This window comes from Pseudomonas protegens, assembly GCF_013407925.2.
In the GTDB taxonomy this organism is placed as follows: Bacteria; Pseudomonadota; Gammaproteobacteria; order Pseudomonadales; family Pseudomonadaceae; genus Aquipseudomonas; species Aquipseudomonas fluorescens_AP.
Genome location: NZ_CP060201.1, coordinates 4766599 through 4779059 on the forward strand (window position 1 = coordinate 4766599; position 12461 = coordinate 4779059).

Consider the following 12461-nt stretch of genomic DNA (forward strand, 5'->3'; position numbering starts at 1 on the left):
GGGGCTGTGAAATTCGACATTCAGTCGTCGAAATCCTGCCAGCCGCCCATTTGCTTCCAGCGGTTGACGATGCCGCAGAACAGCTCGGCGGTTTTCTCGGTGTCGTAGCGGGCCGAGTGGGCCTCGCGACCGTCGAAGTCGATGCCGGCGCTCTGACAGGCCTTGGCCAGAACGGTCTGGCCGTAAGCCAGGCCCGCCAGGGTGGCGGTGTCGAAGCTGGAGAACGGGTGGAACGGGTTGCGCTTCATGTCCAGGCGCGCCACGGCGGCGTTGAGGAAGCCCAGGTCGAAGCTGCTGTTGTGGCCCACCAGGATCGCGCGTTTGCAGCCGTTGGCTTTCAGGGCCTTGCGCACGCCGCGGAAAATATCGGTGAGGGCGGCTTCTTCGCTGACGGCCATGCGCAGCGGATGGTCGAGCTTGATCCCGGTGAACTCCAGGGCTGCGGCTTCGATGTTCGCGCCTTCAAAAGGCTCGACACGGAAGAAGTAGGTGTGTTCGGGGAACACAAAGCCCTTTTCGTCCATGCCGATGGTGGTAGCGGCAATCTCCAGCAGGGCGTCGGTGGCCGAGTTGAAGCCACCGGTTTCTACGTCGACGACTACCGGCAGGTAACCGCGAAAGCGCGCCGCCATCGGGTGGCGAGGGCCGCTGCTGCTGCCGTCTTGTTCGTCGTCGAAATGGTCGTCACTCACGAGTGATCCTCCAGCAGGCGCCAGCGCAGTTTTTCACCGGCGCGCAGCGGAATGACAGTCAGCTCGCCGAACGGCAGGCTGGCGGGGGCGGTCCATTCTTCACGAACCAGGGTGATGCGATCGGTGTTGGCCGGCAGGCCGTAGAAGCGCGGACCGTTGAGGCTGGCAAAGGCTTCCAGCTTGTCCAGGGCATTGTGCTGTTCGAACGCTTCGGCATACAGCTCGATCGCGGCGTAGGCGCTGTAGCAGCCGGCACAACCGCAAGCGGCTTCCTTGGCATGCTGGGCGTGGGGCGCGGAGTCTGTGCCGAGGAAGAACTTCTCGCTGCCGCTGGTGGCCGCATCCAGCAGGGCTTCCTGGTGGGTGTTGCGCTTGAGGATCGGCAGGCAATAGAAGTGCGGGCGAATACCGCCCACCAGCATGTGGTTGCGGTTGTACAGCAGGTGGTGCGCGGTGATGGTGGCGCCAACGTTGGCCGAAGCCTCCTTGACGAACTGCACGGCTTCAGCGGTGGTGATGTGCTCGAACACCACTTTCAGGCTGGGGAAGCGCTCGACCACACGACGCATGTGTTCATCGATGAAGAGTTTCTCGCGGTCGAAGACGTCGACCTCGCCGCGGGTCACCTCACCGTGGATCAGCAGCGGCAGGCCGACTTCGGCCATGGTTTCGAGCACCGGGAAGATCTTGTCGATGCTGGTCACGCCCGAATCCGAGTTGGTGGTCGCACCGGCCGGATACAGCTTGGCGGCGTGCACGAAGCCACAGGCCTTGGCCGCGCGGATCTCGTCCGGCTGGGTGCGGTCGGTCAGGTAGAGCACCATCAGCGGCTCGAAGCGGCTGCCGGCCGGGCGCGCAGCGAGAATACGCTGGCGATAGGCGTCGGCTTCCACGGCGTTGCGCACCGGAGGTACCAGGTTGGGCATGATGATGGCGCGGCCAAAGGTGCGCGCGACATCTGCGACTGTATTGGGCAACACGGCACCATCGCGAAGATGAATATGCCAGTCGTCGGGACGCAGCAGGGTCAGGCGGTCGGACATGGGAGGTTCCAGGCGGGTAAAACTCGGGGGAATGCTACCGGAAAAGACTCTTCCAGGCACTCGCTATCAAGTTTTGCGACGAGCAACCGATATCCCGAAGGTATGGCGTATTAACGCCTGTCGATTTTTCTGTTGTACACGTCAGTGGAGCCTCCCGTGCGCCAGCGTTATCTAGCCTTGCTCAGTGTGTTTGCCAGCCTGCCCGCGATGGCTCTCACTTTCCAGACTCGTCTGGAGAGCATTGAGTGGACGGTCGAAGGCGACAAATTCGAGTGCCGCTTGATCCAACCGGTGACCGATTTCGGTTCCGGCGAGTTCGTTCGCCGCGCCGGTGAGCAAGCGATTTTCCGTCTCAAGAGCTTCAACCCGATGCAGGCCGGAGGCTCGGCGACTTTGCTCGCGGCCGCCGCTCCCTGGCAGCCGGGGCGTGGCGACATCAACCTCGGAGCGGTCAAGGCCGGCAGCGATGGGGTGCTGTTCAACAGCAACCAGATGCAGGCCGGACGCTTGATCGTTGGCTTGCTGGAAGGGCGCAGCCCGGTGGTCCGGCATTTCTCCCGCGAGGGCGGGGTTTCCGAAGTGCGCTTGTTGCCCGTGAAGTTCAGCAAGGCCTATGGCGACTATCAAAGCTGCATGGCCAAGTTGCTGCCGATGAACTACGAGCAGGTCAAGCAGGCCGAGATCGGTTTCCCCGGTGGCGGCATTGACCTGGATGCCCGGGCCAAGGCCAAGCTGCAAGTGATGGTCGACTTCATCAAGGCCGACCCGACGGTCAACCATGTCGAGCTCGATGGCCACTCGGACAACAGCGGCAATCGCTTGACCAACCGTGACCTGTCCCGTCGCCGGGCCCTGGCGGTGATGGAGTTCTTCAAGGCCAACGGCCTGGCGGAAAACCAGATCGTGGTGCGCTTCCATGGCGAGCGTTACCCGCTGGCGCCCAACACCAATGCCGCCAACCGGGCGAAGAACCGTCGGGTCAATGTGCATCTGGAGCGGGTCGCCCCCACCGAAAAGCCGGCTCCGGCGCCTCAGGCCGCCTCCGGTACCAGCGCTGCGGCGACTTCCTGATACGGCTGTCATCGTCGCGCGCTCGACATAATCTGTCGCTTGGTCGTCATAAGCTGTCGCGCCTCTGTAAATTATCGGCGTGGATCGGTAGACTTGGCGGCTTTCCGTACAACCCCGTGGAGTGATGGCATGGCGGACGTTAACAAGGTCGTTCTGGCGTATTCGGGCGGCCTGGACACTTCGGTGATCCTCAAGTGGCTGCAGGATACTTACAACTGTGAAGTAGTGACTTTCACTGCTGACCTGGGCCAAGGCGAAGAGGTCGAGCCGGCCCGCGCCAAGGCGCAAGCCATGGGCGTCAAAGAGATCTACATCGACGATCTGCGCGAAGAGTTCGTGCGTGATTTCGTTTTCCCGATGTTCCGCGCCAACACCGTCTACGAAGGCGAGTACCTGCTGGGTACTTCCATCGCTCGTCCGTTGATCGCCAAGCGTCTGATCGAGATCGCCAACGAAACCGGCGCCGACGCCATTTCCCATGGCGCCACCGGCAAGGGCAATGACCAGGTGCGTTTCGAACTGGGGGCCTATGCCCTCAAGCCGGGCGTGAAAGTGATCGCTCCCTGGCGCGAGTGGGACCTGCTGTCCCGCGAGAAGCTGATGGACTACGCCGAGAAGCATGGCATTCCAATCGAGCGTCACGGCAAGAAGAAGTCGCCGTACTCGATGGACGCCAACCTGCTGCACATCTCCTATGAAGGCGGCGTGCTGGAAGACACCTGGACCGAGCACGAAGAAGACATGTGGCGCTGGACCGTCTCCCCGGAGAAGGCTCCCGATACCCCGCAGTACCTGGAACTGACCTACCGCAACGGTGACATCGTCGCCATCGACGGCGTGGAAATGACTCCGGCTACCGTGCTGGCGACCCTGAACCGCATCGGTGGCGAACATGGCATCGGTCGTCTGGACATCGTCGAGAACCGTTACGTCGGCATGAAGTCCCGTGGCTGCTACGAGACTCCGGGCGGCACCATCATGCTGCGCGCCCACCGCGCCATCGAGTCCATCACCCTGGACCGCGAAGTGGCTCACCTCAAAGACGAGTTGATGCCCAAGTACGCCAGTCTGATCTACACCGGCTACTGGTGGAGCCCTGAGCGTCTGATGCTGCAACAGATGATCGACGCCTCCCAGGCCCACGTGAACGGCGTGGTGCGCCTGAAGCTGTACAAGGGCAACGTGATCGTGACCGGTCGCAAGTCCGATGAGTCGCTGTTCGACGCCAACATCGCCACCTTCGAAGAAGACGGCGGTGCCTACAACCAGGCTGACGCAGCAGGCTTCATCAAGCTCAATGCCCTGCGCATGCGCATTGCTGCCAACAAGGGACGGACTCTGATCTGATCCTGAGTGGTTGAAAAAAGAGCCCCGCCTTATGCGGGGCTTTTTTTGCTTCATTGATTAATTCAACCGCTTGTTGCTGCAGGCCAATGCTTGGATAGAGACGTCGATGAGACAAAACCAAACTATGGATGGCGGATTTATCAACGCTTGTCGTTGGAAAAGATACTTGGGTGTGTGATTTTTTAGTACGAAAAGTAGCTCATTTGAAGATTAATCCTAAGCGTATTTTCCGTTAAACGACCTTTATCTAATTTATTTTGTAAGGCAAATCGGTATTGTTTGTAAGGATCGTCCTCGTAGGGTCGTAGCCCCTTTTGGCACGGTGCCAGAGTCAATTCTCTGGGGTATTGTGCGGGCTCTAAAAAACTCTAAGTACGTGGATGGACCTATGAAAAGAGTATTGATCGTGGACGATCATCCTGTTGTTCGCCTCGCTGTTCGCATGTTGATGGAACGTCATGGCTTTGAAGTAGTGGCGGAGGCGGATAACGGTACGGACGCATTAAAGTTGGCTCTTGAATATGTTCCCGATATCTTGATTCTGGATATTGGCATACCGCAACTTGATGGACTTGAAGTTATAGCGCGCCTCATGTTCAGAAGTTTGCCGATCAAGATCCTGGTGTTGACGCTGCAAGCGCCCGGGCCCTTTTCCATGCGCTGCATGCAGGCCGGTGCCGCCGGTTACGTGTGCAAGCAGCAGGACATTACCGAACTGATCAGTGCGGTGCGGGCCGTGTTGGCGGGTTACAGCTACTTTCCCAACGAGGCCTTGCACACTTTCCGTTCCAGCCAGGGCATCAGCAGTGAGGAAGAAATGATCGAGCTTCTTTCAGGGCGTGAGTTGATCGTATTGAAACAGCTCACCAACGGCATGAGTAACAAGGAGATCGCTGAAGGTCTGTGTCTGAGCAACAAGACGGTCAGTACTTATAAACGGCGGTTATTGGCCAAGCTCAATGCGCGCTCATTGGTTGACCTGATCGAGTTTGCCCAGCGCCATCAGTTGGCGTGAGTCTTGCCGTTCAAGACGATGCTGGACTGCCAGCTCTGAAAGTACGAATAGGGCCGGTCATGCCCGCAGGCTGATCGGCCGGACGTGACGGCAAGACAGGCACAAAAAAACCTCCTTGTGGAGGTTCTTTTGCGACTTAAAGGTCAAAGTCGTAATCGGCCAGTTGTTTCTGCAGACGCCGCTCTTCCAGAAGATTGTCGATGGTGCGGCGCTTGCTCAGATTGGTTTTCGCCACTTCGACCACCGGTTCGACATCGTCTGTTTCCGCGGCGATGAAGTCTTCTTCTACGTCCAGTTGTTCTTTGCCAGTGCTCATAAGGTCAACTCCAGGCTAAGACTGCCATTGGCGCTCCTTATATCGATATTCTCCTGGCGGGTAAAAAAGATTTTTTCAATCGACTGATCGACAAAATCAATGCTTCCTCAATCGTCGGAAGTCTTCTGCTTGTATTCGCACAGGTCTTCGATTCGGCAGCTGCCGCAACGTGGCTTGCGGGCCAGGCAGACATAGCGCCCATGCAGGATCAGCCAGTGATGGGAGTCCAGCAGGAACTCCTTGGGCACGAACTTGAGCAGCTTTTTTTCCACTTCCACCACGTTCTTGCCCGGGGCCAGGCCGGTGCGGTTGCTGACCCGGAAGATGTGGGTGTCCACCGCCATGGTCAACTGCCGGAAGGCGGTGTTGAGGACCACGTTGGCGGTCTTGCGCCCGACGCCGGGCAGGGCTTCCAGCTCTTCGCGGGTCTGCGGCACTTCGCCGTTGTGGCGTTCCACCAGCAGGCGGCAGGTTTCGATGACGTTCTTGGCCTTGCTGTTGTACAGGCCGATGGTCTTGATGTACTCGGACAGGCCTTCGACTCCCAGGGCATGGATCGCCGCGGGGGTATTGGCCACAGGGAAGAGTTTGGCGGTCGCCTTGTTGACCCCGACGTCGGTCGATTGCGCCGAAAGAATCACCGCGATCAGCAGCTCGAACGGCGAGGAATAGGCCAGTTCGGTCTTGGGCTCGGGGTTGTCTTCATGAAGTCGGCGAAATATTTCCAGGCGTTTGGCGGCATTCATGGGGGGTTCATTTCCTCGAAGACTGTCGTTTGAAGGGCGATGAGGCGGTCCAGGCCCGCTTTGCCGCCAGCAACAGGCCCAGCAGGATAAAGCCCCCGGGGCCCAGAGTCAGCAGGCGCACGCCGCCCTGGGGCAGCAGCACCCAGCCGCTGCTGTCGCCGCTCTGGCCGACCAGCCAGCCCAGATGGCTGCCCAAGGCGCCGGTGCCCAGCAGCTCGCGCAGCGCGCCCAGCAGTACCAGTGCGCCACAGAAGCCGACGGCCAGGCGCAGTCGGTCGCGGTGCTGGAAGAATCCCGCCTGTTCCAGCATCACGCATTGCAGGGGCAGCAGGCCCAGGTACAGGCTCAACTGCTGGTGCAGTTCATAACTCAAGGTTTGCAGCGCCAGCCACAGGCAACTGCCGAGGGATGCACCAAGCAGTAGGCTGGCGAACCACTGCTGCTGGCGTTGCAGGTGGGTTCGCAGCAGGCCCATGCCAGCCCCAAACAAGCCGAGCAGCAGCGCGGATGCCAGGGCCAGGCCCAGGGCCTTGACCCAGGAGTCGGTGGCCCCGATCAACGGTGTCAGCATCAGCAGGCCCGGCAAGGTCAGCGGCTTACTCATGGGCGGCCCCCGCCAGCAGTTGCTGGCGATGTTCGTCGAAGTAGCGCAAGGCGTCGTGCAAGGCGCTGATCACCGCGCGCGAGGTGATGGTGGCGCCGGCAATCTGATCGAACTGGCCGCTGTCCTTCTTCAAGGCCCAGGCGGCATCGCCCGGATCGCTGCGGGACTTGCCGGAAAAGCCTTGCAACCAGGGGTTGGGCCAATCAGCGATCCGTCCGCCCAAGCCGGGTGTTTCATCCTGCCTGAGGGTCTTGCTGCCCAGCAGGCGGCCCTGGCTGTCGATGGCGATCAACAGCTCGATGGGGCCGGCATAGCCGCTGACCTGGCTGCGTAACAGCACGGCGCTGGGCTGACCTTGGCGGGTGGCCAGGTAGCCCTGCAGCAAGCGGCTGTTGTCCAGCTGCACATCCTTCAGGGACAGCGGCTGGTCCAGGGGTTGGTTGTCGTAACTGGCGACGGGCAGCAGGTCGAGCAGCTTGCGCGCCTGCAGGGCCCGTTGCTCGGCGGCGATACGCGGCGCCGCAACCGAGTGCAGCCACAAGGTCGCCCCCACGCCCAGGAAACCGAGCAGGATCAGCAGAAGCAGGCCGCTGGATTTTTTCATGCTCAGGCGTTCTCCGGTTTTGCGGCGCACAGGCGTTCCAGTGCCGGCACCGTCAGATTCATCAGCAGCACGGCGAAGGCGACGCCGTCGGGGTAGCCGCCCCATGTCCGGATCAGGTAGGTCAGCAGGCCGACGCCGACGCCAAACAGCAGCCTGGCTTTTTCCGTCTTGGGCCCGGATACCGGTTCGGTGACGATGAAGAAGGCGCCGAGCATGCTGGCGCCGCTGAGCAGATGAAACAGCGGCGAGCCATGGGAGTCTGAGCCCGTGCCGTTCCAGCACAGCAGGCTGATGACCAAGAGGCTGCCCAGCATGCCCACCGGCGCCTGCCAGCCGATGACCCGCTGCTGCAGCAGGAACAGGCCTCCGGCAAGAAAACCCAGATTGATCCATTGCGCGGCACGTCCGCCGAAGTGGCCGAAGGCGGGGTTGCTGGCAAAGAGTTCGTCGAGGGTCAGGCTCTTGTTGATGCGCAGACTGTCCAGCGCCGTGGCTTGGGCCCAGGCATCCACGTGCAGACCGTCAGTGAGGCCGAAGACCTGTTGCAGTCCAGCGAGCAGATCCATGGCGTGGGGCGCGGGCCAATGGGTCATCGATTGGGGAAAGCACAGCAAGGCCAGGGCGTATCCAAGCATCGCCGGATTGAATGGATTCTGGCCGACTCCGCCGTACACCTGCTTGCCCAGGGCAATGGCCGCGGCCGCGGCGCTGAGCGGCAGCCACCAGGGGCAGTAAGGTGGCAAGGCCAGGGCCAGCAACGTGGCGCTGACCAAGGCGCTGCCATCGCCAAGGCCGCTTGGCAGCGCACGCTTTCTCAGACGCAGCGCCAGGGCTTCCATGGCCAGGGCGCCGCACGCCGCCAGCAACAGGTTGAGCAGCACGCCCCAGCCGAACCACCAGAGCAACACCAGCAGCCCGGGCAATGTGGCCAGCAGCACGCGCTGCATGGCCTGGCGCAGGCGCGGATCGACGCCGTCAGCGGTCAGCATGGGCCTGCACCTGGCGTTCGGCTTCCTGCAGGCGCGCCTGAGCCTCAGCCAGTTGCTCGGCTTGGGTATCAGGTTGGCGCTGCAGTTTGTTCAGTTCGGCGCGGGCGTAGGCCAGTTCGGTTTTCAGTTGCCGCAGTTGGGGATCGATCGGGCGCTTCTCGATACGCGCCAGGACCGGGGCCGGTTTGCCGCAGGCGTCCTCGGCGGCGTGCAGCGCTTGTTCGGCGGCCGCCAAGGCGGCGCTCAAGGCTTGCAGCTCGGCGTCGGAGGCTGGCGCGGCCTGGGCTTTTTTCAGTTCGGCGCGGCGGCTGGCCAGTTGGATCTTGGCCCGCTTGAGTTCGGCGTCCTTGGCCACGGGGGCCGCCGGGGCGGGCGCCGCCGACTGCAACTGAGCCAGGGCCTGTTCGGCGGCTTCGAACTGACGCTGCAGAACGATGAGCTGCGTTTGCTGCTCGAAGGTCGGTGGATGACCGAAGGCCTTGAGGGATTTGTGCAATTGAGCGCGGCTCATGGCCAGCTCGATCTTGGCTTTTTTCAACGCCGCGTCGGCGGCCTCGGCTTTCTGCGCGCGGACCCGCTCGATGGCCGCCTGCAGCGGATTCTGGCTGTCGTCGACCGCCTGCGCGGCTTTCTGCGCGCGCGCCTGACGCTCGGCCAGGCGCCGGGCTTCTTCGCGTTGCAAGCGCTCGTTGCGCTGTTCGAAGCGCCGTCGCGCCTGCTCGCGCTTGTGGTTGCGGGCCTGCAGTTGCTCGGGGCTGGTGGCCAGGCCGCCAACGATCGGCACCACCTTGGCCTCGGGCAGCGGCAGCATATCGATGCAGTCCACCGGACAAGGCGCCACGCACAGGTCGCAACCGGTGCATTGGTCGATCAGTACGCTGTGCATCCATTTGGCCGCGCCGACGATGGCGTCCACCGGGCAGGCCTGGATGCACTTGGTGCAGCCAATGCACTCCGCTTCGCGGATATGGGCGATCTGTGCCGGCGCCTGGCCGCGGCTGTGGTCCAGCTCCAGCACCGGCAACTTGAGCAGTTGCGCCAGGCCGGCAATGGTTTCCTGGCCTCCGGGCGGACACTTGTTGATGGCCTCGCCATTGGCGATGCCCTGGGCGTAGGGCTTGCATCCGGGATGGCCACATTTGCCGCACTGGGTCTGGGGCAGCAGGGCATCGATGCGTTGAATCAGACTCATGTTTTGATCAGTCCGTTGAAGCCGAAAAACGCCACTGCCATCAGGCCGGCGCTGATCAGGTCGATCGGCAGGCCGCGCCAGGGCAGGGGAATATCGTTGGTGGAAATACGCTGGCGCAGGTCGTTGAACAGGCTCAGCACCAGCCAGAAACCCAGTCCGGCCCCCAGGCTCATGGCGCTGAGGGTGGCCAGGTCCAGATCGTCCCGGGTGCCGATCAGCAGCAGGCCGAGCATGCCGGCATTGCCCAGAAGCAAGGGCCAGAGGCCGTCGAATGGCAAGCGCGGCAGGGCGCGGGACAGCAGCCTCAGCAGCGGCTTGATCAGCAACAGGCTCAATGGCAGCCAGATGAACAGTTGCAGCGCCTCCAGCCCCCAGGGCTGCAGCAACCCACGATAAAGAACATGCCCCAGCACGCTGCTGAGCAGCATCAACCCCGTGGTTGCCAGCCCCAGCGCATGGACCCGTTGCCGGTTGCTGTCCGCCTGCAACAGCGGATCGACGCCCAGCGGCCATTGCAACACGAAGTTGTTGATCAGGACGGTGCTGAAAAGGGCGAGCAGGAAGTGGGTCATGGTGGCGGCCGGTGCGAGCAGGCTATCCCTCAAGAGTAGGCAAACTCTGCGCGCACGCAGGGTCGCCAGATATGCAAATCCCCCCGTTGCGCCTGAGCGCGACGGGGGGATAGGGGAGGCAGCGTGGAGGCTTACTTGATCCGCTGGCCTGGCTTGGCGCCGCTGTCCGGGCTCAGCAGGTAGATCTCTTCGCCGCCAGGGCCGGCAGCCATCACCATGCCTTCGGAGATGCCGAACTTCATTTTCCGCGGCTTGAGGTTGGCGATCATCATGGTCAGGCGACCATCGAGCTTGGACGGATCCGGGTAGGCGCTCTTGATTCCGGAGAACACGTTGCGTTGCTCATCACCGATATCCAGGGTCAGGCGCAGCAGCTTGTCGGCGCCTTCCACGGCTTCGGCCTTGACGATCAAGGCGACGCGCAAATCAACGGCGGCGAAGGTGTCGAAGTCGATTTCCGGCGACAGTGGATCCTTGGCCAGTTCGCCGTTGCCTGCTGGCGTGGCGGCACCGGTGTCGGTCTGGCTGGCGGTCAGGTCTTCTTTCGAGGCGTCGGTCATGGCTTGGACTTTTACCGGGTCGATCCGCGTCATCAGCGGCTTGAATTCATTGAGCTGATGGTTGGCCAGCAGCTGTTGGTGGTCATTCCAGGTCAGCGGGGCAACGTTGAGGAAGGCCTCGGCGTCGGCGGCCAGCAGCGGCAGCACCGGCTTGAGGAAGATCACCAGTTGGCGGAACAGGTTGATACCGGTGGCGCAGATGGCCTGCACCTCGGCCTGCTTGCCTTCCTGCTTGTTCAACGACCACGGGGCCTTATCGGCGATCCAGGCGTTGGCGCGGTCGGCCAGGGCCATGATTTCGCGCATGGCACGGGCAAAGTCGCGGGCTTCATAGGCGTCGGCGATGCTGGGCGCGGCCGCCAGGAAGGCCTCGGTTAGCTCGGGAGCGGCATTGCTGTCGACCATCAGCCCGGCATTGCCTTTGTGAATGAAGCCGGCGCAACGGCTGGCGATGTTCACCACCTTGCCCACCAGGTCGGAGTTGACCTTCTGCACGAAGTCTTCGAGGTTCAGGTCCAGGTCGTCGACGCCACGGCCCAGCTTGGAGGCGTAGTAGTAGCGCAGGTATTCCGGCGACAGGTGCTCCAGGTAGGTGCGGGCCTTGATGAAGGTGCCGCGGGACTTGGACATCTTCTGGCCGTTGACGGTCAGGTAACCGTGGACGTTGATGCCGCTCGGCTTGCGGTAGCCGGCGCCTTCGAGCATGGCGGGCCAGAACAGGGCGTGGAAGTTGACGATGTCCTTGCCGATGAAGTGGTACAGCTCGGCAGTGGAGTCCTTGCCCCAGAACGCGTCGAAATCCAGTTCCGGACGACGGGCGCAGAGGTTCTTGAAGCTGGCCATGTAGCCGATCGGCGCGTCCAGCCACACGTAGAAATACTTGCCCGGCTCATCCGGGATCTCGAAGCCGAAGTACGGCGCGTCGCGGGAGATGTCCCACTGCTGCAGGCCGGCATCCAGCCACTCGGCGATCTTGTTGGCCACGGCGTCCTGCAAGGTGCCGCTGCGGGTCCAGCTTTGCAGCATCTGCTGGAAGTCCGGCAGCTTGAAGAAGAAGTGCTGGGAATCCTTGAGCACCGGGGTGGCGCCGGAGATCGCCGACTTCGGATCCTTCAGATCGGTCGGGGCATAGGTGGCGCCGCATTTTTCGCAGTTGTCGCCGTACTGGTCCTCAGTGCCGCATTTCGGGCAGGTGCCCTTGATGAAGCGGTCGGCCAGGAACATTTTCTTTTCCGGGTCGAAATACTGGGTGATGGAGCGCGTGGCGATGTGCCCGGCGTCCCGCAGCTTGAGGTAGATCTGGCTCGACAGCTCGCGGTTTTCTTCGGCGTGGGTCGAGTGGAAGTTGTCGAAGTCCACCAGGAAGTCGGCAAAGTCGGCGCTGTGTTCGGCCTGGACGTTGGCGATCAGTTGTTCCGGGGTGATGCCTTCCTTTTCCGCGCGCAACATGATGGCCGAGCCGTGTGCGTCGTCGGCGCAGACATAGATGCATTGGTTGCCGCGATGCTTCTGGAAGCGCACCCACATGTCGGTCTGGATGTACTCAAGCATGTGGCCAAGGTGGATGGAACCATTGGCATAGGGCAGGGCGCTGGTGACGAGGATCTTGCGTGGCTCGGACATGGGGCTCGGCTACTTGATGAAACGGAGGTCGGCCACTATAAAGCGCCAGCGCGGATTTTTCACCCTTCCGGACAGATTGTGCGCAGC

General features: G+C 62.0%; 13 protein-coding genes. 3 read left to right on the forward strand and 10 right to left on the reverse strand.

Annotated features, from left to right (window positions below; all coding sequences use genetic code 11):
- Nucleotides 1-20: 20 nt before the first annotated feature.
- Nucleotides 21-692, reverse strand: a complete 672-nt coding sequence (gene rnt, locus GGI48_RS22165) for a ribonuclease T (protein WP_179600065.1) — start codon at nt 690-692, stop codon at nt 21-23.
- Nucleotides 689-1735, reverse strand: a complete 1047-nt coding sequence (gene pyrC / locus GGI48_RS22170; RefSeq protein WP_179600068.1) for a dihydroorotase — start codon at nt 1733-1735, stop codon at nt 689-691. The genes rnt and pyrC overlap by 4 nt, the downstream gene beginning before the upstream one ends.
- 156 nt (nt 1736-1891) lie before the next feature.
- On the opposite strand from pyrC, the gene GGI48_RS22175 reads away from it, so the two are divergent.
- The 3 genes from GGI48_RS22175 to GGI48_RS22185 all read left to right on the forward strand — a co-directional run bounded on the left by GGI48_RS22175 (nt 1892) and on the right by GGI48_RS22185 (nt 5168).
- Nucleotides 1892-2806, forward strand: coding sequence for an OmpA family protein (locus tag GGI48_RS22175; RefSeq protein ID WP_179600070.1), 915 nt, complete (start codon nt 1892-1894; stop codon nt 2804-2806).
- Between the two features lie 129 nt (nt 2807-2935).
- Nucleotides 2936-4153: an argininosuccinate synthase gene (locus GGI48_RS22180; protein WP_016965323.1), complete on the forward strand. Its 1218-nt coding sequence runs from the start codon at nt 2936-2938 to the stop codon at nt 4151-4153.
- Nucleotides 4154-4541: 388 nt separating this feature from the next.
- Nucleotides 4542-5168: a response regulator transcription factor gene (locus GGI48_RS22185; protein WP_016965324.1), complete on the forward strand. Its 627-nt coding sequence runs from the start codon at nt 4542-4544 to the stop codon at nt 5166-5168.
- A gap of 136 nt (nt 5169-5304) precedes the next feature.
- Here the strand turns inward: GGI48_RS22185 and GGI48_RS22190 are convergent, their stop codons facing one another.
- The 8 genes from GGI48_RS22190 to metG form a co-directional block, all read right to left on the reverse strand.
- Nucleotides 5305-5484, reverse strand: a complete 180-nt coding sequence (locus GGI48_RS22190; RefSeq protein ID WP_016965325.1) for a PA3496 family putative envelope integrity protein — start codon at nt 5482-5484, stop codon at nt 5305-5307.
- Between the two features lie 107 nt (nt 5485-5591).
- Nucleotides 5592-6230: an endonuclease III gene (gene nth / locus GGI48_RS22195; RefSeq protein WP_016965326.1), complete on the reverse strand. Its 639-nt coding sequence runs from the start codon at nt 6228-6230 to the stop codon at nt 5592-5594.
- A gap of 7 nt (nt 6231-6237) precedes the next feature.
- A complete protein-coding gene (locus GGI48_RS22200) occupies nt 6238-6834 on the reverse strand; it encodes an Rnf-Nqr domain containing protein (RefSeq protein WP_179600072.1) in 597 nt (198 codons plus the stop codon).
- Nucleotides 6827-7438: an RnfABCDGE type electron transport complex subunit G gene (locus GGI48_RS22205; protein ID WP_047305941.1), complete on the reverse strand. Its 612-nt coding sequence runs from the start codon at nt 7436-7438 to the stop codon at nt 6827-6829. Before GGI48_RS22205 ends, GGI48_RS22200 begins: the two co-directional genes overlap by 8 nt.
- A gap of 2 nt (nt 7439-7440) precedes the next feature.
- Nucleotides 7441-8427, reverse strand: a complete 987-nt coding sequence (locus GGI48_RS22210) for an RnfABCDGE type electron transport complex subunit D (RefSeq protein WP_179600074.1) — start codon at nt 8425-8427, stop codon at nt 7441-7443.
- Nucleotides 8414-9619 carry an electron transport complex subunit RsxB gene (gene rsxB / locus GGI48_RS22215; RefSeq protein ID WP_179600076.1) on the reverse strand — a complete coding sequence of 402 codons (1206 nt, stop codon included), beginning with the start codon at nt 9617-9619 and terminating at the stop codon, nt 8414-8416. The genes GGI48_RS22210 and rsxB overlap by 14 nt, the downstream gene beginning before the upstream one ends.
- A complete protein-coding gene (locus GGI48_RS22220) occupies nt 9616-10191 on the reverse strand; it encodes an Rnf-Nqr domain containing protein (protein WP_047305862.1) in 576 nt (191 codons plus the stop codon). Before GGI48_RS22220 ends, rsxB begins: the two co-directional genes overlap by 4 nt.
- A 131-nt stretch (nt 10192-10322) precedes the next feature.
- The gene (metG, locus tag GGI48_RS22225) at nt 10323-12374 is read right to left on the reverse strand and encodes a methionine--tRNA ligase (protein ID WP_179600078.1); all 2052 of its coding nucleotides are present in this window, start codon (nt 12372-12374) and stop codon (nt 10323-10325) included.
- Nucleotides 12375-12461 lie beyond the last annotated feature (87 nt).